The 22729-nt window shown below is 71.8% G+C and carries 18 protein-coding genes and 1 pseudogene; 12 read left to right on the top strand and 7 right to left on the bottom strand.

The annotated features are described in order from the left end of the window. Positions 1–75: 75 nt before the first annotated feature. From ACH4XV_RS15410 to ACH4XV_RS15365, 10 genes are all read left to right on the top strand, one after another. On the top strand, positions 76–390 hold the full coding sequence (locus tag ACH4XV_RS15410; protein ID WP_126643614.1) for a DUF3039 domain-containing protein: 315 nt from the start codon (positions 76–78) through the stop codon (positions 388–390). Between the two features lie 277 nt (positions 391–667). Then, positions 668–1501, top strand: coding sequence for an FAD binding domain-containing protein (locus ACH4XV_RS15405; RefSeq protein WP_395790006.1), 834 nt, complete (start codon positions 668–670; stop codon positions 1499–1501). Continuing rightward, positions 1498–2079, top strand: coding sequence for a (2Fe-2S)-binding protein (locus ACH4XV_RS15400; RefSeq protein WP_395789886.1), 582 nt, complete (start codon positions 1498–1500; stop codon positions 2077–2079). Before ACH4XV_RS15405 ends, ACH4XV_RS15400 begins: the two co-directional genes overlap by 4 nt. Positions 2080–2092: 13 nt before the next feature. After that, positions 2093–4264 (top strand): xanthine dehydrogenase family protein molybdopterin-binding subunit, encoded by a 2172-nt coding sequence (locus tag ACH4XV_RS15395; protein WP_395789885.1) that lies wholly within the window; start codon positions 2093–2095, stop codon positions 4262–4264. Between the two features lie 350 nt (positions 4265–4614). Then, the gene (locus ACH4XV_RS15390) at positions 4615–6027 is read left to right on the top strand and encodes an MFS transporter (RefSeq protein ID WP_395789883.1); all 1413 of its coding nucleotides are present in this window, start codon (positions 4615–4617) and stop codon (positions 6025–6027) included. Between the two features lie 249 nt (positions 6028–6276). Next, positions 6277–8652, top strand: a complete 2376-nt coding sequence (locus ACH4XV_RS15385; RefSeq protein WP_395789881.1) for a hypothetical protein — start codon at positions 6277–6279, stop codon at positions 8650–8652. Beyond that, positions 8649–9659: a phosphotransferase family protein gene (locus ACH4XV_RS15380; protein ID WP_395789879.1), complete on the top strand. Its 1011-nt coding sequence runs from the start codon at positions 8649–8651 to the stop codon at positions 9657–9659. The genes ACH4XV_RS15385 and ACH4XV_RS15380 overlap by 4 nt, the downstream gene beginning before the upstream one ends. A 235-nt stretch (positions 9660–9894) precedes the next feature. After that, the gene (locus ACH4XV_RS15375; protein WP_380035823.1) at positions 9895–11676 is read left to right on the top strand and encodes a DEAD/DEAH box helicase; all 1782 of its coding nucleotides are present in this window, start codon (positions 9895–9897) and stop codon (positions 11674–11676) included. An 835-nt stretch (positions 11677–12511) separates the two neighbouring features. Then, complete coding sequence (locus ACH4XV_RS15370) at positions 12512–13183, top strand: IclR family transcriptional regulator (RefSeq protein WP_078979460.1); 672 nt, start codon at positions 12512–12514, stop codon at positions 13181–13183. Positions 13184–13311: 128 nt separating this feature from the next. Continuing rightward, on the top strand, positions 13312–14082 hold the full coding sequence (locus ACH4XV_RS15365; RefSeq protein WP_380002713.1) for a PDZ domain-containing protein: 771 nt from the start codon (positions 13312–13314) through the stop codon (positions 14080–14082). Between the two features lie 166 nt (positions 14083–14248). Here ACH4XV_RS15365 and ACH4XV_RS15360 read toward each other — a convergent pair whose 3' ends face one another. From ACH4XV_RS15360 to ACH4XV_RS15340, 5 genes and pseudogenes are all read right to left on the bottom strand, one after another. Beyond that, positions 14249–14485, bottom strand: coding sequence for a glycine betaine ABC transporter substrate-binding protein (locus tag ACH4XV_RS15360; RefSeq protein WP_395789877.1), 237 nt, complete (start codon positions 14483–14485; stop codon positions 14249–14251). After that, positions 14482–14841, bottom strand: coding sequence for a hypothetical protein (locus ACH4XV_RS15355; protein WP_395789875.1), 360 nt, complete (start codon positions 14839–14841; stop codon positions 14482–14484). Before ACH4XV_RS15355 ends, ACH4XV_RS15360 begins: the two co-directional genes overlap by 4 nt. Before the next feature lie 102 nt (positions 14842–14943). Continuing rightward, entirely contained in the window at positions 14944–15732 is a 789-nt protein-coding gene (locus ACH4XV_RS15350) for a hypothetical protein (RefSeq protein ID WP_395789873.1), read from the bottom strand. Beyond that, a pseudogene (locus ACH4XV_RS15345) lies at positions 15729–16375 on the bottom strand (ABC transporter permease). The gene ACH4XV_RS15350 and the pseudogene ACH4XV_RS15345 overlap by 4 nt, the downstream one beginning before the upstream one ends. Positions 16376–16512: 137 nt before the next feature. Then, positions 16513–16983 carry an Lrp/AsnC family transcriptional regulator gene (locus ACH4XV_RS15340; protein WP_395789871.1) on the bottom strand — a complete coding sequence of 157 codons (471 nt, stop codon included), beginning with the start codon at positions 16981–16983 and terminating at the stop codon, positions 16513–16515. Positions 16984–17055: 72 nt separating this feature from the next. Between ACH4XV_RS15340 and ACH4XV_RS15335 the strand changes: the two genes are divergently transcribed. Further along, positions 17056–18423 carry an FAD-binding oxidoreductase gene (locus tag ACH4XV_RS15335; RefSeq protein ID WP_395789869.1) on the top strand — a complete coding sequence of 456 codons (1368 nt, stop codon included), beginning with the start codon at positions 17056–17058 and terminating at the stop codon, positions 18421–18423. A 406-nt stretch (positions 18424–18829) separates the two neighbouring features. Here ACH4XV_RS15335 and ACH4XV_RS15330 read toward each other — a convergent pair whose 3' ends face one another. Next, positions 18830–19711 (bottom strand): NAD-dependent epimerase/dehydratase family protein, encoded by an 882-nt coding sequence (locus tag ACH4XV_RS15330; protein WP_395789867.1) that lies wholly within the window; start codon positions 19709–19711, stop codon positions 18830–18832. Between the two features lie 197 nt (positions 19712–19908). On the opposite strand from ACH4XV_RS15330, the gene ACH4XV_RS15325 reads away from it, so the two are divergent. Further along, a complete protein-coding gene (locus tag ACH4XV_RS15325) occupies positions 19909–20766 on the top strand; it encodes a helix-turn-helix domain-containing protein (RefSeq protein ID WP_395789865.1) in 858 nt (285 codons plus the stop codon). A gap of 373 nt (positions 20767–21139) precedes the next feature. Here the strand turns inward: ACH4XV_RS15325 and alaS are convergent, their stop codons facing one another. Further along, on the bottom strand, positions 21140–22450 hold the full coding sequence (gene alaS / locus ACH4XV_RS15320; RefSeq protein WP_395789863.1) for an alanine--tRNA ligase: 1311 nt from the start codon (positions 22448–22450) through the stop codon (positions 21140–21142). Positions 22451–22729: the final 279 nt, after the last annotated feature.

Here is a 22729-nt window from a genome sequence, read left to right as displayed (position 1 = left end):
GTGGGTCGCGGGCGTGCTCGGCGCTCGCGCGCACGCGCCGATCGATGCGGTCGGCGTCTGGCTATCCTGGTGGGTATGACCACTCCCCAGAGCTTCCCGGAGCCGGAGCACGGGACGGGCACCGGCACGCTGATCGAGGAGACGCCGAAGCTCTCCCACGGCGACGGTGACCACGAACGCTTCGCGCACTACGTCCAGCGCGACAAGATCATGGAAAGTGCGATGTCCGGGAGCCCGGTCATCGCTCTTTGCGGGAAGGTCTGGGTACCGGGTCGCGACCCGAAGAAGTACCCGGTCTGCCCGATGTGCAAGGAGATCTACGAGACCATGCCTGCGGGCGGGTCGGGTGACAAGGACAAGAGCGGTGGCAAGAGCGGCGGCAAGCAGTAGCGGTCGCGGTAGCGGCAGCAGCAGTCGCTGAGGTGTGCGTGGGGCGTCGGCCGATTCGGTCGGCGCCTCTTGCGTTGCTTTGCATTGCGTTGTGGTGCGGGTGGTGCGGGTGGTGCCGGCCGGGGTGGGATTCGACGCGCTTTTCACCCGTTGTGTTTTGGTTCCGGGGCCCGGTTCGCCGGGTGGGGTTTCGGGTTGGCTCAAATCTCGGCCGGGTCCGCTCGTTTGGTGGCCGCGTGGCAATAGGGTGGGCGGCGCTGTGGACGCGACGATCTTGATGCCGTTGTCGCTCGACGAGGCCGTGGACGCCCTCGCGCGCGATCCCCGGGCACTGCCGGTGGCCGGGGGGACCGACCTCATGCCCCGTGTCAACGCCGAACTGGTGCGACCGTCGGCCCTGGTGGGCCTGGCGAAGGTCGCCGACCTGCGGCGATGGGGTTACGAGGACGGTTTCGCCATGCTCGGCGCCGGGCTCACCTGGACCCGGCTGGCGGACGCGGACCTGGCGGCGCTCGTCCCGGCGCTGGCCGCCGCCGCCAACGAGGTGGGCACCGCGCAGGTCCGCGCGATGGGCACGCTCGGCGGCAACATCCTCGCGAGCGGCCGACCCGCCGACTCGCTGCCCGTACTCGCGGCCCTGGAGGCCACCGTGTCGTGCCGTTCGCCCGGCGGGGTGCGCGAGGTCGCACCGCACCTGCTCGAACCCCGGTCCGGTCCAATCGCCGAACAGCTGTTGCGACCGGGGGAGTTGATCACCGGCGTGCGGGTGCCGCTGCTGCGCGGGGTACAGGAGTTCGTCAAGGCGCCGGTGGGCGCGGGCCGGTATCTGACCCTGGCCCTGGTGGCCGGGCCCGTGGTCGGCGACGTGCGCTGCGCGGTCGGCGGGGCGCACCCCGGGCCGGTGCGCGCGTTCGAGGCCGAGCGGTGGTTGGCGGGGCGGATGGACGCGCGTACCGGGCGGCTTTCGGACGTGCGCGACGCGGCCGACTTCGGCCGGCTCGTCGCCGACGAGGTGCGCCCCGAGGCCGAGCAGCGGGCCGCCCGGGCGCACCTGCGGCACGTGGTCGCGGTGTGCGCGCGGCGCGCGGTACAACGGGCGTTCGGCGGATGAGCGGGCCCGGACTTGGGGACGTCCTCGGGGGCGACACGACCCCGACGACGTCGTACGTGCTGCGGGTCAACGGCGAGGCCCGGCTGATCGAGAACGCCTGGATCGGCGAGAACCTGCTGTACGTGCTGCGCGAGCGGCTCGGCCTGCCCGGCGCCAAGGACGGCTGCGGTCAGGGCGTGTGCGGCACCTGCACCGTGCAGTTGGACGGGGTCGCGGTGGCCGCGTGCCTGATCGCCGCGGCCACGCTGGGCGATCGTGAGGTCCGCACCATCGAGGACCTGGACAACGACCCGGAGACCGCCGACGTACAGCGCGCGCTGATCGAGGCCGGCGCGGTGCAGTGCGGGTTCTGCGTACCGGGCGTGGTCGCGTCGGTGTGCGCGCTGCTGGCCCGGGTGGCCGAGCCGAGCGACGTGGAGATCCGACGGGCGCTCGACGGGCACCCGTGTCGGTGTGCGGGGCCGCATCCGATGGTGGACGCGGTGCGGATCGCGGCGCGCCGGCGGGTACCGCGGGAGACCCACTCGACGATGATGTTCAACGTGATCGCGCCGCCGACGTCCGGCGGCGCACAGTGAGCGGGCGGACCCGGTGATCGGCGAATCCGCGCCGCGCCCCGACGGCGACGCGAAGGCCCGGGGGCGGTTCTCGTACACCGGCGACCTGTGGGCGCCGGGCCTGCTGTGGTGCGTACTGGTGCGCTCGCCGCATCGGCACGCGCGGATCCTGGGCATCGACGCCGGGGCGGCCTACGCGGTGCCGGGGGTGCGCGGTGTGGTCACCGCCGCCGACCTGCCCGCCGGGGCGTGGCACGGGGCGATCGTGGCGGATCGGCCGGTCCTGGCCGACGGTGTGGTGCGCTTCGCCGGGGAGGCGGTCGCGGCGGTGGCGGCGGAGACGTTGCAGGCGGCGCAGGCCGGCGCCGCGGCGGTGCTGGTGTCCTACCAGCCGCTGGAGCCGGCCGTCGACCCCGAACACGCTTTCGCCGGGCCGCCGTTGCATCCGGACGGGAACGTGCTGCGGCACATCGCGTTGCGGCACGGGCGGCCGGTCAGGGTGCGTCGGGACGGTACGCCCGTGGAGGAGGTGGTGGTCGAGGGGCTGTACGAGGTGCCGGCGCAGTATCAGGCCAATCCGGCCACGGACGCCGCGCTTGCGCTGCCCTCGCCCGACGGCGGGGTCGAGTTGCACGTGGCCACGCCGTATCCGCACGCGGACCGCGATCAGGTGGCCGAGTGTCTGGGGCTGCCGGCCGGGATGGTCAGGTTGATGCCCACCGGCGCGGGCGGCTCCGGCGGCAGTCGCGAGGACGTCGGACTGACCGCCGTGGTGGGGCTGTTGGCGCTGCGCACGGGGCGGCCGGTCAAGGCGGTGCTCGATCGGGACGAGTCGCTGCGCGCGGGCGGGCATCGGCACGCGGCGCGGATGAAGTACACGCATCGGGCGGACCGGGACGGCCGGCTGCTCGCGGTGGAGGCGCAGATCATCCTGGACGGCGGTGCGTACGCCGGGGTGTCGGCTGAGGTCGTCGGGCGGTTGATCGGGTGTGCGGCGGGGCCGTACATGGTGCCGTACGCGGCGGTGGACGCGTGGGCGGTGCGGACCAACAACGCGCCGGCCGGGGCGATGCGGGGGCCGGGCGCGGTGCAGGTGTGCTTCGCGCACGAGGCGCAGATGGACAAGCTGGCGGACGCGCTGGGGATGGACCCGGTGGAGCTGCGGCTGCGCAACGCGCTGAGCACCGGGACGATGTTGACGACGGGTCAGGTGCTGGACGGGCCGGTGCCGGTGGGGGCGGCGCTGCGGGCGGTGGCCGAGGCCGCGCCGCCGGCGGTGGCGCCCGCGCCGGGGACGTTGCGCGGGACGGGGTACGCGGTCGGGCTGATGCCGCTGCTCGGGATCGAGGGGGCCGACGAGTCGTCGACGGCGACGGTGCGGCTCGACGGCGGGGTGGTGACGGTGACGTGCGCGGCGGTGGAGGTCGGGCAGGGCTTCGTAACCCTGGTGCGGCAGATCGTCGACGAGGTGCTGGGGGTGCGGGACGCGATCGTGCTCCAGGCCGGGACCGCGCTGCCGACGGCGGGGGCGCCGGGGGTGGGGCGGCACACCTGGCTGACCGCGGGGGCGGTGGAGCAGGCGGCGCGGGAGATCCGGGAGCGGCTGTTGGCGCCGGTGGCGGCGCGGTACGGGATGACGGCGCGGTTGCTGGACGTGCGCGACGGGCGGATCCGGTCCTACGACGGGCTGATCGACCTGCCGGTGGATGTGATGTACGAGGACACGGCGACGGTGACCACGGCGGGCGCGTGTCGGGCGCCGAGCACGGAGCCGTTGGACGACGCGGGGCAGGGCAACGCGTACCCGGCGGTCGCGTTTTCGGCGTGCCGGGTGGTGGTGGACCTGGATCCGGAGCTGGGCACGATCCGGGTGGTGGACGTGACCGGGGCCTACGACGCGGGGCGGGTGCTGGATCCGGCGCAGGCCCGGGTGCGGGTGGAGAGTTCGGTGGCGATGGGGGTGGGGCTGGCGCTGACGGAGGACGCCGACGCGGTGTGGGCGCCGCCCGGGCCGTGGGACGTACCGCCGGTGCGGGTCGCCGCGTGGATCGAGGAGCCCCAACCGGGCGCCCCCTTCGGCGCGAAGGGCCTCGGCGACGCCGCGATCGTCCCGGTCCCGGCCGCCCTGGCCGCAGCCGTCCGCAACGCCACCGGCCTGGAACTCCCCCGCCTCCCCATGCGCCCAAGAGACGTAGTGGTGGACTGACGCCGCCCGCCGGCGCCGCCAAGGGCAGACGCAGACCGCGCCCCCGGTACGTCACGCGCGCCCATCCGGGCGCCACATGACGGAACGCACCCGGGTGCCGCCCACCCGGCGCTTCCAGGCGCGAAGACGCCCGGACCCGTGAGCCGCCTCACCCGGTGGCCCTGCCCCGCCGCGTCCGCCCCGGCTCGGGTCCGACGTCCCGCGCCGTCGTGAGGATGTGGCCCCCGCCGTCTGGCCGGTCGCCGTTCCCGTGTGCGAAGGGACGTGGCCCGCCTTGGGTGTGGTTCGTTGAGAAGGTGGGGTGATTGCATTGATAAGTCGGTTGATATGACAGGGCCTAGGCTGTCTCGGTGACAGCCGTAGGGGAGTCGAAGTCCGCCGCACGACGTGGCGCCGCAGGATCCGAGGGGCGGGAGCCGGGGGTGCTGACCCGGCCCTATCGACATTTGACGCTCGGGATCGTGTCGGTCGTCCTGTTGATCGCCTTCGAGGCGATGGCCGTGGGTACCGCGATGCCGGTGGCGGTTCGGGAACTGGACGGCGTGCAGCTGTACGCGCTGGCGTTCTCGGGCTTCTTCACCACCAGCCTGCTCGCCATGGTCGTCTCCGGCGAGTGGTGTGACGCGCGTGGACCGCGGCTGCCGCTGTTCGGCGGGATCGGGGCGTTCGCCGCGGGCCTCGTACTCTCCGGCACCGCGCAGTCGATGTGGCCCTTCATCGTCGGCCGGGCCGTCCAGGGCCTCGGCGGCGGCCTGGTGATCGTGTCCCTGTACGTGGTGGTCGGCAAGGCGTACCCGTCCACGCTGCGCCCACGCGTGTTCTCGGCCTTCTCGGCGGCGTGGGTGCTGCCCTCGATCGTCGGGCCGCCGGTGTCCGGCCTGGTCACCGATCACCTCGGCTGGCGCTGGGTGTTCCTGGCGATCCCGGTGCTCGTGGTGTTGCCGATCGTGATGATGCTGCCGCAACTGGAGCGGATGGCGGGCGAGTCGGCCCCGGACGTACGGATGAACCGACGCCGCATCGGCGCGGCGGCCGGAGCCGCGCTGGGCGCGGGCATGCTGGAGTACGGCGGCCAGGACCTCGACGTGGTCGGCATACCGCTCCTGGTCGCGGGGACCGTGCTGATGGCCGTGACGGTGCCCCGGCTGCTGCCGACGGGCACGATGCGCGCGGTACGCGGCTTGCCGACGGTGATCCTGTCCCGGGGCGTGCTCGCGGGCGCGTTCTTCACGGTCGAGTCGTTCGTCCCGCTGATGCTGATCAGCGAACACGGGCTGTCCCCGACCGAGGCGGGCCTGACCCTGACGGTGGGGGCGCTGTCCTGGGCGATCGGATCCTGGTACCAGGGCCGTTCGTCCCACGAGCGCCGCCCCGTGCTGGTCCGTGTCGGCTTCCTGTTCGTGGCGCTCGCGATCGCCGGAGCGCTGCTGGCGTTGCTGCCGGGCATGACCCCCTACACCGTCACCGCGGGGTGGTTCTTCGGCGGCATCGGCATGGGCCTGGCCGTCTCCTCGCTGAGCGTCCTGACCCTCGACCTGTCCACTCCGGAGGAATCCGGCACCAACTCCTCCTCCCTCCAGGTCGCCGACTCCCTCGGCACGATCGTCATGATCGGCATCTCCAACGCCGTCTTCGCCGCCCTCCACGAGGGTTCCGGCAAGGACGGCGGCGTCTTCGCCCTGATCTTCGCCATCATGCTCATCCTCGCCCTGGCGGGCACATTCCTGCCCCCGCGAATCCGCCCCCGCCCCACCCGAAGCTGACCGAGAGCCCTCGGCCCGGTCACGGGCTCGTCGATCGACGGTGAGATTCCGGATACGGACAGCGACTCCTGCGACTACCCTGAGTCCCGAGCGCGTGCGGTACCGCGCGCCATCGGGGATGGGGGCCTCATGCCGTTGCAACCGCGATTTCGGAGATCCGCTGGCTCGCAGCGGCGATTCGTCGACCGGGAAGAGGCCACGGCGGCCTTCGAGGCGGTGTGGACCGACGCCGGGAACGGCCTGCGAGTCGTGAACGTGACCGGTGTCGGCGGCATCGGGAAGTCGCGATTCCTGCGGGAGTGCCAGGCACGATCGACGGCCCACGCCCGCACCGTGCTGCTCGACCTGCAGATTCCCGCGCTGCGCGAACAGGACGCCGCGCTCGCGGTGTTACGGTCGGGCTTCGGCGCCCAGGGGGCCGCCTTCCCCCGCTACGACCTCGCCTACCTCGCGCTGTGGCAACGCCTCCACCCGCACCTGCAGATCTCACTTGCCGACGTCGCGGCCCGCCAGCAGAGCGACGTCCTGGCCGATCTCGCGGACGCGGTGGGCGGGTTGCCGGTGTTTCGGACCGTCGGTGGGCTGCTGAGTCTGGCCGGTCGTTCGTCCGAGAGATTCAAGCGCTGGCGCTGGCTCAGAAACGACGAAACCCTCCGGCGGCTCGACGACCTCGATCCCGCCGAACTCGCCGACGCCGCGACCTTCCTGTTCGCCGAGGATCTGCGGCTGGCGAGTGCCGAGCAGCGCTACCTCGTCTGCGTCGACGCCTACGAGGCGCTGGTCGGGGGCAGTACCCGGGCGGGTCGGACGGCCGGGCTGGACGCGTGGTTGCGCGATCTCGTGTCGCAACTTGACCGAGGTGTGGTGGCGATCGCCAGTCGCGAACCACTGGGTTGGGAGACGTACGACCGCCAGTGGGCGGCGCACACGGTGCACATTCCGCTCGACGGCCTGCCGATGACCGCGCGGGTCGAACTCCTCGAAGTACACGGGGTGTCGGACGCGCGGCAGCGCGCCGCGCTGGCCCGGGCCAGCGCCGGCGTGCCCTTCTACCTGAATCTGGCCCTCGACGCGGACACCGGCGCCGATCGCGGCGACGGAGCGCTCGCTCCCGTCGTGTCGGGCGAGGAGATCCTGGAACGCTTCCTGCACCACGTGGACCCGCAGGAGGTCCGGCTGCTCGAAGTGCTGGCCGTGGCCCGCACCGTCGACTACGAGATCTTCCGCGCGGTCGCGGCGGCGTTCGGCCTCGCGGCGGATCGTCGGACCTGGGAAACGTTGACCGCGTACTCCTTCGTCCAGCCGGCCGGCCTCGAGCGGTTTCAGCTGCACCAGTTGATGGCCGGCGAGTTGCGGGCCCGCCAGACGACGGAGCTGCGCCGAGCCGTGCACCGGGTGCTCCGGGCCGAGTGGCGCGCCCGTGCCGACGTCTCGGGGGCAGCGGTGGCGAGCATTCGCAGAACCACCGGGGCACAACTGCGCGAGGTCGTCTACCACAGCATGCACGCGGGGGACTTCACCCCGGCCGAACTGCTCGCCCTCACCGGGGAGATCGCCGCGAGCGGCGGCATCCGTTCGCTGGGCGGGGTGGTCGAGGATGTACGGCGGTTCTGCGCCGCAGCCGAGCAGCCGCGCCCGGATCTGGAGACCGCCGCGCGCTGCGTCGAGGCCGAGACCGCGATCCTGGTCGGGGACGTCGAGCACGCCGAGGCGCTGACCGGCGGTCTGCGCGACATCGACGGCGGCGACTCGGCCCAGGTGCGGTTGGGGCTCGCAGGGGCGGATGCGTTGCGGGTGCTCGGGCGCACCTCGGAGGCCCTGGCCCGCTACTCGTCGTTGTGGCAGCGGGCCACCGTTCCCGAGGGCCGCAGCGCAGCGTTGTGGGCGGCCGACCTGTACATGGCCGGTGGGCGCTTTCGCGACGCGGAAACCGTGGTGAACGGGCTCACCGCTACCCTGCATCGCGACGAACATCTGCTGCGCGGAGACACCGCGCGGCTGATCCACCTGGGTCGACGGTTCGCGTTCGACTTCCCGGCCGCCCGCAGCAGCCTGGACCAGGCGCAACTGCACTACCTGGAGGCCGGATCCGCGGTCCATCTTGCGAACCTGGTGGTCAACCGGGCCGAGTTCCTCGCCTGGACGGAACCCGAACACGCCGGCGACGTGGCGGACGAGGCGATCACGGCGCAACGCGAGATCGGCGCCCTGCACGAACTCGGCAAGGCGTACACGGCCAAGGCACTGGCTCTGCTTCGCTGCGGGCGCACCGCGGAGGCCGAATCGTCGCTGGACACCGCGCTGGAGGTGCTCGGCCGGGCCCGATACCGGTCGGGCACGGCACGCGCCCAGCTGGTCCGATCGCTCGCGCTGTTGCGCCGCGGCGAACCGGAGAACGCGCGCAGCACCGCAGAGTGGGCGATTCGGGAGTTCGAGGCGGCGGAGGTGTATCCCACGCTCGTCCTGGCCTCGCTGTGCACCCTGCGCAGGTCGGGGTTGGATCGACCGGAGCACGCGGCATCCCTGGCCCGGGCCCGGGCCGCGATCCGTCCCATCGACAGCCTCGGCGCGCTCGAGGCGAGAGTGGACGCCTGGATCGCCGGTGTCCTGGGGGAGGGGGCATGACGCCGGATCCGATCACGCTCTATCGCGAGGCCCGCGCGTCGGGTACGAGCGCGTCCGGGTTCTACAACGACAACGTGCGATCCGAGACGGACGACGGAGCGGTGATCGTCCGCATCCCGATCCACGGCGCGGACGGTATGGACCTGCGCGTATGGCCGGAGCAGGAGGTGATCCGGGCGGTCGCGCCGTGGGTCGCCGCGATCCCCGAGGTCCTGCACGTCTCGGCGGATCCGGTGTTCCAGATCCACCGCTTCATCGCGGGTGACGTGGTGGACACGATCGCTCCGCGCGGCATCGCGGTGCCCGCGCACCTGCCGGGGGACGTGGTGCGCTTCTTCCACGCGATGTCCGCGGTGCCGCACGACGTCCTCCCCGACCTGCCCGCCGACTGGCCGAAGGAGGGGGACACGGCCGGGTTCGGGGCACGGCTGTCGGCGGTCACGGCAGACGTCTGGCGGCGCTTTCGCGAGCCGTACGCGGCGCTGTACGCGGCCCTGGGGGTGCCGGCGGATCCGCTCGACCGGGTGGAGGCGGATTGGCCCGCGCTGACGGGGCGGGTGTTTCGCGCGCTGCACTGTGACGTGCATCGTAAGAATCTGATCGTGGCGGCGGGCCGGACGTACTTCCTCGACTGGGAACTGGCCCTGTGGGGGGATCCGCTCTACGACCTGGCCGTACACCTGCACAAGATGGACTACCTCCCGGACGAGGCCGAGGTGGTGCGCGGCGGCTGGCTCGCGGCGATGCCGGCCGACGCGCGGACGGCGGCCGCGGTGGATCTGCCCGTGTACATCCGGCACGAGCGGGTCAAGTCGGCCCTCGTGGACACCGTCAGGTACGCCAAGTTGATCGCGGCGGCGGTCGACCCGAGGACCGAGGCCCGCCTCGTTGCCTCGTTGACCACGAAGCTGAACCGGGCCAGGGCGGTCTGGGGTCTGGATGTTCGGTTGGCCGGCGAGGAGACGCGCCGGATCGTGGGCGCACACGCCCCCGCCGTCGTGGAGTGACGTCGAAGCCGACACGTCGATCCGCCGAGGGCGGGGGGTTTGTCGGGACGCGCCTGGGACGTCGAGGTGGATGGGATTTGGGTGGGCGCAGGGCTTGGGGTTTTGGGTGGAATCAGGGGTGAGCGGAGAGGTTTTGCCTGGGCGTGGGGTCGTGTTCGGAGGGCTCCGATGGGGCGCTCGGGTAGCCTGAGCGCTTGTCTTTGGTTGTCTTTCGGTCTGGAGCAGAGCCGTCGCAGTGAGTACCGCAGCCGCGTCCCATCTGTCCCCGGCCTTTCCGAACCGTGCCTCTTGGGGTACGGCGAACAAGTTGCGTGCTTGGCAGCAGGGGGCCCTTGATCGTTATTTGGAGCGGCAGCCTCGGGACTTTCTCGCGGTGGCCACGCCCGGTGCCGGGAAGACCACGTTCGCGTTGCGGATCGCGTCCGAGTTGTTGGACGCGCATGTGGTGCACCAGATCACCATCGTGGCGCCGACGGAGCATCTGAAGAAGCAGTGGGCCGAGGCCGCCGCGCGGATAGGGCTGCGGATCGATCCGAATTATTCGAGTTCGTCGGGGCCGGTCTCGCGGGAGTATCACGGCATCGCGGTCACCTACGCGGGTGTCGGTGTGCATCCGATGTTGCATCGGCGGCGGGTGGAGAACCGCAAGACGCTGGTGATCCTCGACGAGATCCACCACGCGGGCGACAGCAAGTCGTGGGGCGAGGCGTGCATGGAGGCGTTCGAGCCGGCCACCCGGCGGCTCGCGTTGACCGGTACGCCGTTTCGGTCGGACATCAACCCGATTCCGTTCGTGGCGTACGAGGAGGGCAAGGACGGCATTCGGCGCTCGTCAGCCGACTACACCTACGGGTACGGCCACGCGCTGTCGGACGGCGTGGTGCGGCCGGTGATATTCCTGTCCTACTCCGGCGACCTGCGCTGGCGGACCAAGGCCGGGGACGAGATCGCGGCGTCGCTCGGCGAGCCGATGACCAAGGACGCGATCAGTCAGGCATGGCGTACCGCGCTGGATCCGCAGGGGTCGTGGATGCCGCAGGTGTTGCGGGCCGCCGACAAGCGGTTGGGCGAGGTGCGCAAGGCCATTCCGGACGCGGGTGGTCTGGTGATCGCCACCGACCACGAGTCGGCTCGGGCGTACGCGCGGATGATTCGCGAGATCACCGGTCAGGGCGCGACGCTGGTGCTCTCCGACGACGCCGGCGCGTCGAAGAAGATCGAGGACTTCTCCGCCTCCGAGGAGCGCTGGATGGTCGCGGTGCGGATGGTGTCCGAGGGGGTGGACGTGCCTCGGCTGTCGGTGGGTGTGTTCGCGACGACGATCTCGACGCCGCTGTTCTTCGCGCAGGCCGTGGGGCGTTTCGTTCGGGCCCGCCGGCGTGGTGAGACCGCGTCGGTGTTCCTGCCCTCCGTGCCGACGCTGCTCCAGCATGCGAACGAGATGGAGATCGAGCGCGACCACGTGCTGGACCGCCCGAAGAAGGAGGGCGGGATGTACGACGAGGAGGACGCCCTCCTCGCCCAGGCCAACGCGCAGAAGGACGAGCCGGGACAGCAGGAGGAGTTCGCGTTCGAGGCGCTGGAGAGCGAGGCCCGGTTCGACCGGGTGTTGTTCGACGGTGCGGAGTTCGGGCTTCAGGCGCACGTGGGCAGCGAGGAGGAACAGGAATACCTCGGGTTGCCCGGGCTGCTCGAACCCGACCAGGTGCAGATGTTGTTGCAGTCGCGGCAGGCCAAGCAGGTGGCCAAGAGCCGACGCCGGCCGGACCACGAGGCCGACCTGTCGGAGAAACCGGCCGACCAGCGCCCGGTGGTGACGCATCGTCAGATGACCGCGATGCGCAAGGAGCTCAACACGATGGTGGCCGCGTGGCACCACCGCACCGGGCAGACGCACGGGCAGATCCACAACGAGCTGCGGCGGGTGTGCGGCGGGCCGGCGGTGGCCCAGGCCTCGGCGGGGCAGTTGGAGGCGCGGATCGGGAAGATCCGGGAGTGGGCCACGTCGGGGCGGTGAGTGCGGGGGCGCGGCGGCTCGCCGAGGAGGGTGGTGAGCCCGAGCCCTTGGCCGGGCCGGAGTCGGCCCCTCGCTCGGGCCCCAGGCCCGGCCCTTGCCCCAGCCGGAGTCGGCCCGTGCCCGAGGGCCCGTGCCCGAGCTTCAGCCCGAGTTGCCTGAGCCCTCGCCCGGCCTCCGGGCCCGACCCCAGCCCCTGCTCGGGTTCCAGGCCCAGCCTTCGCTTGGGTTCCAGCCCCAGCTCCCGAGCGGGCTCCAGGCCCGGCCCCCGCTCGGGTTCCAGCCCCGGCCCCCGCTCGGGCTCCAGCGCGGGTTGTCCGAGCCTGAGTTGAGGTTGGTGGATGGGTGGGCGATCCGGGTGGGGCTGTGAATTCGGGTCGATGAGGGCGGTTGGGGGCGTCTTGATTTGGGGGATGGGGCGCGCTCGGGGTCGGGGCGCCGGACTGCTTTGGTCTCAGGGGTTGGGACGCGGTGTCCGGCTGGTGAGTACGGGGCTGCCCGGATACCGCCCTGTGCGCAACGTGGCGAGGATCGCATGTTGTGGATTGGTTTGTTTGTGTCTTATGTCCTGATTCATCTGATATTTTAGCTGTCCGTATCTCGGATATCCGGTGCCAAAGCTTCCCCCTCTGGTTAGCGTGATCCTCTGACGCCTCGCACAGGAGAAACCGTCCTGCGTGGGCGTGGGAATCCGTTCGGCCTGCCCGCCGAATGGTGACGAGTACGTGTCCTGGCCCCATGACCTGGCGCCGCACAGCCTCGCGAATGTGGCGTTCCGTTCGGGGATCGAACGCCGCCGCTGGACGTAATGCAACGTCACGCGAAGGGAGGGGGGCCGGTGGTCGCCGAGACGTCACAGACCCTGGACCGAGGACTCAAGGTTCTCGAACTGCTCGCCGATGCCTCGGACGGTTTGTCGGTGTACGACATCACCGCCGCACTGGGCGTCAACCGCACCGTCGTCTACCGCATTCTCGCCACCCTGGAGCAACACGGCCTGGTCCGCCGCGACGAGAGCGGACGTACGAAGCTCGGCCTCGGTGCGCTGCAACTGGCCCGTCGGGCCCATCCGCTGGTCCGCGACGCGGCGGTGCCGTGTCTGCGTCGGCTCGCCGAGGAGACCGGGGCCACCGCGCACCTGACCATCGTCGACGGCATGGAGGCCCTCGTGGTCGCCGTGGCCGAACCCACCTGGACCGACTATCACGTGGCCTATCGGGTCGGCTCGCGGCACGCGCTGGACGCGGGTGCGGCGGGGTTGGCGATCCTGGCCGCGCGTCGGGTGATGGCCGGGCTGGACGGGCCCAGGTCCTATGTGTACGCCCCGGGCGACGGCCGGAACACGGTGCCGGGGATCGCCGCGGCGGTGCCGGATCTGGCGGCGGTGGAATCGAGCGTCGGGATCGTCTCGCTCGGCAACCTGGACACCGAACGCCTGGGGCGCCGGGTGGCCGAGGCGGCGGCCGAACTGTCCAACGAACTGGGCGGCGTGCGGGTGTCCGCAGCGTAGGGTCGGGGTCGGGGCGGTGCCTGTGGGGCGGCTGCGGGCCGGCTGTGGGACGCCTGGGGCGCGCCTGCGGGGGCGGTGAGGTGAGTCCGGTACGGCGTGGGCTGTCGCGCCGTGTTTAATTGCCAAGCGTGGCCCGAACCAAGCTCACCCTGCCGGTGTCTCTGCTCCTCGTCGCGTGCCTTTTCGGCTTCGCGTTTTTGGTGCCGATGCCGTACGTCCTGATCACGCCGGGCTCGGTCGCCGACACGCTCGGGGACGACGGGGGGCGGCCGGTGGTCGAGATCTCGGGGCCGGCCCCCGTGTACCCGACGACCGGGCACCTGTTGCTGACCACGATCCACGCGAGCGGGCGGAACGAGAAGCATCGGCTCGGGTCGCTGCTTTCCGCGTGGTGGGACGAGGACGAGTCGGTGGTGCCTCGGAAGTCGATCTACCCGGACGGCAAATCGGTCGAGCAGGTCGTCGAGACCAACGTCAAGGACATGGTCAAGTCGCAGGACAGTGCGACGGTCGCGGCGCTTCGGTATCTGGGCAAGTCGCCGGAGGACGTCAAGGTCACGTTGCACCTGTCCGATGTCGGCGGGCCCAGTGCCGGGCTGTTCTTCGCGCTGGGCATCGTGGACAAGATGACCGAGGGGCCGTTGACCGGTGGGCGGACGATTGCCGGTACGGGGGCGATCGATACGAACGGCAAGGTCGGCGAGATCGGTGGGTTGCCGATGAAGCTGTTGGCGGCGAAGCGGGCGGGGGCGACGGTGTTCATCCTGCCGAAGGGTGAATGTGGCGAGGCCGGGCGGGTGGGGGATTCGGGGTTGAAGCTGATTCCGGTGGAGACGCTCTCGGGGGCGGTCGATGCGTTGAACGCGCTGAACGCCGGGGGCAAGGTTCCGTCGTGCTGATGCCTTTGGCCTCAGGCGCGGGGTGGGCCGGCGTGTCGTTTGGCTGACGTCGGGGGTGGGTTGGCTTTGTTGGCCTCAAGCGCCGGCCGGGCTGGAATGTCGTTCGGCCGGCCCCGGGCGTTGGTTGGCTTTCTTGGGCTCATGCGCCGGCCGGGCTGGGTGGGTGTCAGGTGATGAAGCCTTCTTGTTTTAGCCAGGACTTGGCTACGTCTCTTGGTTCTCGGTCCGCTACGTCCACCTCTGCGTTGAGGGTGCGCATGACGTCTGTGGTGAGTTTGGTGGTGATCGGGGTCAGGACGTCTCGGATGGCCGGGTATTTTTTGTAGGCTTTCGCGTTGATCGTTACTGCGGCGTTGCAGTTGGGGAAGAAGTGTTTATCGTCGGTGAGTACCGACAGGTTCATCGCGGCGATGCGGCCGTCGGTGGGGAATACCTCGCCGAGTAGGCACGTACCGCCCCCAGCCACTGGGTGAGCAGTACGAGCAGCCCGATCGCCGGGGTGGCCTGGCCGATGTTGGCCGGCGCGAGGGCGAACGGCACCAGCCGGCGAGCCTGCCGCCGGGTCAGCGCCACGCCCAGCGGGATCGCGTTGGCCGGCACCGACACCGTCGACAGCACGGTCAGTCGGATGTGCTCGACGCTCCGGCGCCGGACGTTGGACCAGGCCGGCGTGATGCGTTCGATCGGGTCCAGGTCCTGGTGTGAGATCCACAACCACAGCGCCGGCAGGACCAGCGCGAGGATGACGGGCATCACCACGAAGTCGGTCCACCGGAACCGCGACGGCAGCGCGACGGGCGTGCCGCGCGCGTCTCGGCCTCCTCGACGGGGGAGGCCGCCCCGCCCCGCCCCGCAGTCCGCTCATCGCGGGTCGCTCTCGGCCGGGTGCGCGCCGTCCTCGTGCCCGGTGCGCCGCTCGTCCTCGAAACGCTGCACCTCGCGCTGCGTCTCCAACTCCTCCAGGTGCTCGCGCGCGGCCTCCTGATCGGCTTCGAGCATCTCCTGGATCGAGGTCATCAACGTCTCGATCGAGACCACCCCGACGTACTCGCCGCGCGCCCCCGTGACCGCGACCTTGCCGCCGCCCTCGGTCAGGATCGCGTCCAGCGCGTCCCGCAGCGTCGCGTCGCGGGTGACCGTGTCGCCCACCTCGTGCGCCGTCACCGCCGACCCCGGGCCGCCGCGCCGGACCTCCTCGCGCCGCAACCAGCGGGTGGGCCACCGCCGTTCGTCGAGCAGCAGCACCCCGTCGGTGCCGTACTCGCGCGCCGAACGCCGAATCGTGGCGATGTCGTCCCGCAACCCCGCCGTGGCGAACGGCACCACCTCCACATCGCGCACCAGCGACAGGGTCAGCCGCTTCAGCGCCGCCCCCGCCCCGACGAACCCGGCCGCGAACTCGTCCGCCGGGTTGGTCAGGATCGCCTCGGGCGTGTCGTACTGCGCGATGTGCGACTGCTCGCGCAACACCACGATCCGGTCGCCGAGCTTGACCGCCTCGTCGAAGTCGTGCGTGACGAACACGATCGTCTTGTGCAACTGGTACTGGATCCGGATCAGTTCGTCCTGGAGGTGGCCGCGCGTGATCGGGTCCACCGCGCCGAACGGCTCGTCCATCAGTCGAATCGTCGCGCCGGTGACGTCAGTCACGGATCCCCCCTGGGAACGGTCAGCCGGCCGAGGAGTACATAGGCCGCGTCGAAGAGCAGGGCCGGCACGACCACGCCGAGGGTGCCCGCGCAGGCCGCGTTGATCGCGTTCCTGCGGCCCAGCCGGGCCAGACCGGTGAAGATCTCGTTGCCCAGGCCGGGGCCGGACACGTAGGCGGCGATCGCCGCGATGCCCATGATCGTCTGGGTGGGCACCCGGATCCCGGTGTGAGCAGCGCCGGCCAGGCCGGCGGCAGCTCGATCCGGAGCAGGAACATCACCCGGTTCATGCCGATCCCGCGCGCGGCGTCCACAAGCTGTGGATCGACCCCCGCCGGCCCGACGATCGCGTTGCGCACGATCGGGAGCAGCGCGTACAACACCAGCGCGACCACGGTCGGCGCGACGCCCAGGCCGAGCAGCGGGATCAGCAGGCCGAGCAGCGCGAACGAGGGGATGGTCAAGATGGTGGCGGTGATACCGATCGCCAGGCGCGAGGCGAACGCGCTGCGATAGGTCGCCACCGCGATGAGCACGCCGATCGCGGTGGCGATCACCATGCACTGGAACACGGCGCCGGCGTGCATCCAGGTTTCGATCCAGAGCTGCTCGCGGCGGCTGGAGACGTAGTCCCAGAAGCTCAAGGCGGCCCTTCCGCGATCGTGGTGCCGACCGCCGGCAGTTACCGCCGCCCGCCGGCCGGGAAACGCCGATAGGCCGAGCGGGCACGATCGTCACCCGAACCGGTGCCCCGTCACCCGCCCGCCACGAGCGCGTGCGCTCACCCCTCCGTCACCGCGCACTCGACCAGCGGCAACACCCGATACGGCACCGGATTCTCCGTCGCGATCGTCGTGGAGGCGCGGACCACCGCGTCCAGCTCGACGATCGCCTCGATCACCTGCTGCAGATGCGCGTTGGAGCGGGCCACGATCCGGCACAGCAGGTCGCCCCGACCGGTGATCGTGTGCACCTCCAGCACCTGCGGCACACACTCCAGGTGTTTGCGCACGTCACGCCCCTGCCCCTGGCGGATCTCCAGGGTCATGAACGCGGTCACCGGGAAGCCGAGCGTGGCCGGGTCCACGTCCGGCCCGAAGCCCCTGATCACACCGCCCTCGCGCAGCCGGTCCAGGCGGGCCTGTACCGTCCCGCGCGCCACGGCGAGCCGGCGCGAACACTCCACGACACCGATCCGCGGCGTGTCCACCAACAACCTGATCAGCGCGGCATCCAACCGGTCGATCTGCACGGTGCCCTCCCTCGGGGTACTCGGTTCCCGGTGCCTACCCTGGGGCCATTCACGGCCACACCGGGAGGCAGCATGACGACCGACCTGATCGCGGCGCTGCGGGAGGATCTACCCGCGCACGTCCTGGTGACGGACGCGGACATCGCCGCATCGTACGCGCGTGACATGGCCGGCCTGTGTGCGGCCGGTAACCCTGCGGTGGTGGTCCTCGCCGAGACCACCGAACAGGTGCGGCACGTGATGCGGGTGGCCACCCGGCTGCGGGTGCCGGTGGTCCCGCAGGGCGCCCGGACCGGGCTTTCGGGCGGGGCCAACGCGGTCGACGGCTGCATCGTGCTGTCACTCGTACGGATGAACCGGATCCTGCGCATCGACCCCGTCGACCGGATCGCCGTAGTCGAGCCCGGTGTGGTCAACGCCGACCTGTCCAAGGCCACCGCCGAATTCGGCCTGGTGTACCCGCCGGACCCCTCCAGCTGGGAGACCTGCACGATCGGCGGCAACATCGGCACCGGCGCGGGCGGGCTGTGCTGCGTCAAGTACGGCGTCACCGCCGAGTACGTGCTCGGCCTGGAGGTCGTCCTGGCCGACGGGCGAGTCCTGCACACCGGGCGGCAGACCGCCAAGGGCGTCGCGGGCTACGACCTGACCCGCCTGTTCGTCGGCGCCGAGGGCACGCTCGGCGTGGTCACCCGGGCCACCCTGGCGTTGCGCCCCACCCCGCCGCCCGCGCTGGTGACGGTGGCCCAGTTCGCCGACACCGCCTCGGCGGCCCGCGCGGTCTCCGCGATCATGGCGGCCGGGCACACGCCCTCGCTGATGGAGCTGATGGACGGCACCACGCTGCGGGCGGTGAACGCGCTGGCCGCCATGGGCCTGCCCGAGCACAGCGCGGCGCTGCTCCTGATCGCCGTGGACACCCCGGAGCCGGCCGCCGAACTGGCCGCGATCGAGGCGATCTGTACCGAGGCGGGCGCGTTCGAGGCGTTCACCGCGGAGGACGCCGAGGACTCGGCGATGTTCATGCAGGCCCGCCGGCTCGCGCTGCCGGCCCTGGAGCGGCTGGGCACGAGCATGATCGACGACGTCGCGGTGCCGCGTTCGCGACTGGGCGACATGCTCGACGGGGTGGCCGCGATCGCCGAGCGGCACGACACGGTGATCGGGGTGTGCGCGCACGCGGGCGACGGGAACACCCACCCGATCGTGATCTTCGACGCGACCGACCCGGCCGCGGTCGAGCGGGCCGGTCTCGCGTTCGACGCGATCATGCGACTCGGCCTGGACCTCGGCGGCACGATCACCGGCGAACACGGCGTGGGCACGCTCAAGCGGGAGTGGCTGGCGGAGGAACTGGGGCCGGTGGGTGTCGAGGTGCAGCGCGGCATCAAGGCCGTGTTCGACCCGCTGGGCATCCTCAACCCGGGCAAGGTGGTCTGAACGAACGCCGACCGGGGGCGCGTCGGAGCAGCCGCTGCTCCCTCGGAGGTCCTGTCGACTGCTCCCGGGGTGGCATGCCCCGGGGGTACGTCGGGGGTCGGGTCGTCCTCGGGTAGTAGGCGTGATCGGCACTCCCGGCCGACGCCCGAATGGGGGTACGACACCTAGGTTTGGATACGTCGCCCCTGCTGGGGCGCACGGTGTCGCCCTCTCGGGGCGGACCGGGGTGCGTTCGGAGGTGGCGGTCGTGGAGAAGCGGGACAGTCGAGAGGTACGAGTCGCGGCGATCGCGCTGCGCCGCCGTCGACAGGCACGCGCGCAGGCCACCGCCCGGCTCGTCACCGCGATCCGCCGAGCCGCCTGACCGGCTCCCCTTGCGATGTACGACCCCGCCGCCGAGGCGGGGTCACAGCGCGCCGGCCTCGGCCGCGGCGCGCACCGTCGGGTGCAGCGGGCGGTAGCCGAGTTCGCGGCGCGCCAGGCCCGTGTCCGGCAGCGCCTCCCAGGGATCCCCGGCGGCGCCGTCCACGCCGCCGGCGGCCGGGCGGTCCAAGCCGTGCAGCGCGGCCAACTCGTGCACGGTGAGCGGCACGTCGTCGCCGACGTTGTACACCGGAGACTGCCCGGGTCCGCCGCGCCCGTCCCGCCCGTCCCCTCCGCCGCGCACCACGCGCACCAGGGCCTGGGCGACGTCCGCGTGATGCACCGTCGGCAGCCGTCGATGCGGCGCCCAACCGGCGATGCGGGGCAGGAAATCGCGCATGTGCGTGTCGCCGTCGCCGTACACGAACGCCAACCGCAGGATCACCACGTCGAGCCCGAGCGCCTCGCGCAGCGCGAGCAGTTCGGCGTCGGCGGCGGCCTTGATCTCCGGGTAGGTCCCGAACCCGCCGCTGGGCTCGGTCGGATCGCCTTCCAGGGCCGGCCGGCCGAGCCCAGCGCCGTAGACCAGGTTCGTACTCGTGTGCACGAAGCGCCGCACACCCGCCGCCGACGCCTCCCGGGCCAGGGCCGTGGCCGCCTCCAGGTTGACCGCGCGGGCGGTCTGGTCCGGGACGCCCCGAAACGCGGCGGCGAGGTTGATCACGACGTCGACGCCCGCGAGTGCCGTCGCCCGGTCGGCGGGGGCGAGCAGGTCGCCGACCACGACCTGGGTACCGGTCGGCGCGCGGTGCGGGTCGCGGACCAGGACGCGTACGGTGTCGCGGGGGTCGAGCGCGGCCCGCAGGCGGGGAACGAAGCGGGTGCCGACCTTGCCGGTGGCGCCGGTGACCAGGATCGTGCGCATGGTGGTGCTCCCGAGTGGGGTGGGGGCCGCATCCGGTGTTCCGGACGCGGTGCACCCAGCCTGGTGGGGTGGGTCCGGTCGCGGGAGAGACCCGTTCGACCGCGGACTCGTCGACCTCGGACGGGTTGTCCGGGCACTGCGGATCCAGGGACACGTGGTCCCTGGATACCGCTCCGGCCAGGGCCGATGCTGGGGGCATGAGCGATCGACGCGAACTTGCCGGCTTCCTGACGCGCAGCCGGGAGCGGTTGTCCCCGGCCGACGTGGGGCTGCCCGACGGCTCCCGGCGGCGGACCGCGGGGCTGCGGCGCGAGGAGGTCGCGCGGCTGGCCGGGATGTCGGTCGACTACTACGCGCGGCTGGAGCAGAACCGGGGCCCCAACCCGTCGTCGCAACTGCTCGCCGCGCTGGCCCGCGCGCTGCGGTTGGACCGGGACGGTCGCGATCACCTCTTCCACCTGGCCGGGCAGGTACCGCCGGGGCGCTCGTCGGGCCGCGACGCGCACGTGCCGCCGGCGATGCTGCTGGTGCTCGATCGGCTGCACGACGTGCCGGCGCAGGTGATCTCGGATCTGGGCGACGTGCTCGCGCAGAACACGATGGCGGTCGCGTTGATGGGGCCGGGGGTCGGACGCAACATCCTGGTGCGGTGGTTCACCGAGCCGGACTCGCGGTCGCGCTTTCGGGCGGAGGACGCCGCCGCCGTGTCCCGGACCCACGTGGCCGATCTGCGGGCCACGGTCGGGCGGCGGGGCGGTGATCCCCGGGCGGCGGCGCTGGTGGCGCAACTGTCGGCGGGGTCGGCGGAGTTCGCGGAGTTGTGGGCCGCGCACGATGTGGCGGTGCGGCGGTCGATGGACAAGACGTTCCGGCATCCGTCGATCGGCGACATCACGGTGCGGTGCCAGGTGCTGGTGGCGGCCGAGGCGGATCAGCGGCTGATCGTGTACACGGCCGAGCCGGGGAGCCGGGCGGCGGAGCAGCTGGCGCTGCTTCGGGTGGTGGGCGTGCAGACCATGACGGCCTCGGCGGAGGCGGGCATGGGGCGGGATTGAGCGGGGCGGGGGCGGGGCGGGGCGGCGTGTTTCGGGGCGGGCCGGCCTCCGGCCCGGGTGTCCTCAAACGCCGGACGGGCTGGGTGGGCTGAGTGGGCTCGGGTTGACCGGCTGCGCTGTGGGTTTCGGGCTGGGGTGGTGCGCGTGCGGTGTGGGCCGGCGTCGGTGTCGGCCGGCCTCCGGCCTGGTTGTCCTCAAACGCCGGACGGGCTGGGTGGGCTGAGTGGGCTCGGGTTGACCGGTTGCGCTCTGGGCTTCGGGTGGGGGTGGCGCGCGTGTGGTGGGCTTGTGGTTCAGTCCGTCCGGCGTTTGAGGACACCCGGGCCGGAGGCCGGCCGCGGGTGGAGTTGCTTTGCTTCGGGGCCGGGGTTCGTTATTGGCCGGGTGGGTTTGGGGGGAGGGTTGGTAGGAGGGTGCGTAGGTGGGGGTGGTCTACCGTCAGGCCGGATTCGCGGGCTGCCTCGATGGCCAGGTCCGGTGGGTAGCCGTGGGAGTCGTAGAGGGTGAAGACGATTTCCGCCGGCAGGTCGGATTCACCTGTTGCCAGGCGGCGGCGGATGGCGCGGTCGACCAGGCGCGTGCCGCGGGTGAGGACTCGGTCGAAGGACTCCTCCTCCCGCGCGGTCACCTCCTCGATCAGGGGCGCCGCGAGGGTGAGTTCGGGCCAGGACGGGCCCAGGTTGCGTACCACGCTCGCGGTGATCGGCGGCAGGATCGCGCCTTCGATGCCGAGCCGGCGGCCGTGCCGGATCGCGCGTCGCATCAGCCGGCGCAGGACGTACCCCGTGCCCTCCTTGTCCGGCCGGATGCCGTCCGCGAGCAGGAACGCGATCGCCCGCGCGTGGTCGGTGACCACCTCGAACGAGACCCGGTCGGGGTCCTCGCGGTCGACGGGGGAGTAGCCCCGACCCGCCGACTCCTCGACCACCGCGAGCGTGGGCCGCAGCAGATCGGTCTCGACCGCGCCGCCCACGTCCTGGAGGATCGCCGCGAGCCGGTCCAGCCCGAGCCCCGTGTCGACGCCGGTGCGCGGCAGTTCACCGAGGACGGGAAAGCTCCCGTCGGGCCCGCTCTCGCCGCGCACGCTGCGCATGAAGACCAGGCTCCACAACTCGACGAAGCGCTCCGAGTCCGCCGCCGGTCCGCCGTCCGGACCGAACGACGCGCCCCGGTCGTAGGTGACGTCCGAGCACGGCCCGCACGGCCCCGGCACGCCCATCGACCAGAAGTTGTCCGCCGCGCCCATCCGTTGGATCCGCGACGACGGCACGCCGACCGCGCGCCAGATCCGCTCCGACTCGTCGTCGTCCTCGTACACGGTGATCCACAACCGGTCGCGGGACAGGCCGAAGTGTTCGGTGAGCAGTTCGTACGCGAACGCGATGGTCTCCGGCTTGAAGTAGTCGCCGAAGGAGAAGTTGCCGAGCATCTCGAAGAAGGTCGAGTGCCGACGGGTGTACCCGATGTTGTCGACGTCGACGGTGCGGACGCACTTCTGGACCGAGGTCGCACGGGGGAACTCGGGCTCGACGTCGCCCAGGAACCAGGGTTTGAACTGGTTCATCCCCGCGTTCGCCACCAGCAGGCTCGGATCGGGTGGCATCAGTGAACCGGACGGTACCGGGTGGTGTCCGTGCGCGGTGAAGAAGTCGAGAAAGGTGGAGCGGATGTGTGGAGAGAGCATGGCGCATCGGCCTTCGCGAGAGCAGCGGGCAGCGGACGGTGCGGGTACACACCGGGGGCACACACGCCGAGCCGGGCCGAGGCGCGCTATCGCGCCCGGTTCGCCGGCCCGACGCCGGTAGCTCGCTGCTCGTGGATCTCCATGTCCCCGACGATAACGGGACGCTTCGCCGGGGTCGACGGGATATCCGGGGCTCGGGCCCCGCGAACCGGTCTCGGGCCCCAAATCCGATGCGGGCCCGGCGAACCGGCTTCTCGCGCCGGTCGGCATGCCCTACCG

The sequence above is a fragment of the Embleya sp. NPDC020630 genome (assembly GCF_044334985.1).
Taxonomy (GTDB): Bacteria; Actinomycetota; Actinomycetes; order Streptomycetales; family Streptomycetaceae; genus Embleya.
Note: the sequence above shows the minus strand (reverse complement) of the source record. Positions and strands in the feature narration are given on the sequence as shown.

Bases quoted from the DNA above. Each gene is read 5' to 3' on its own strand.
- ACH4XV_RS15360 (WP_395789877.1), bottom strand. From the start codon at position 14,485: ATGAACCTGTCGGTACTCACCGACGATAAACACTTCTTCCCCAACTGC.
- ACH4XV_RS15400 (WP_395789886.1), top strand. From the start codon at position 1,498: ATGAGCGGGCCCGGACTTGGGGACGTCCTCGGGGGCGACACGACCCCG.
- ACH4XV_RS15380 (WP_395789879.1), top strand. From the start codon at position 8,649: ATGACGCCGGATCCGATCACGCTCTATCGCGAGGCCCGCGCGTCGGGT.
- ACH4XV_RS15335 (WP_395789869.1), top strand. From the start codon at position 17,056: ATGACGACCGACCTGATCGCGGCGCTGCGGGAGGATCTACCCGCGCAC.
- ACH4XV_RS15405 (WP_395790006.1), top strand. From the start codon at position 668: ATGCCGTTGTCGCTCGACGAGGCCGTGGACGCCCTCGCGCGCGATCCC.
- ACH4XV_RS15410 (WP_126643614.1), top strand. From the start codon at position 76: ATGACCACTCCCCAGAGCTTCCCGGAGCCGGAGCACGGGACGGGCACC.
- ACH4XV_RS15325 (WP_395789865.1), top strand. From the start codon at position 19,909: ATGAGCGATCGACGCGAACTTGCCGGCTTCCTGACGCGCAGCCGGGAG.
- alaS (WP_395789863.1), bottom strand. From the start codon at position 22,450: ATGCTCTCTCCACACATCCGCTCCACCTTTCTCGACTTCTTCACCGCG.
- ACH4XV_RS15330 (WP_395789867.1), bottom strand. From the start codon at position 19,711: ATGCGCACGATCCTGGTCACCGGCGCCACCGGCAAGGTCGGCACCCGC.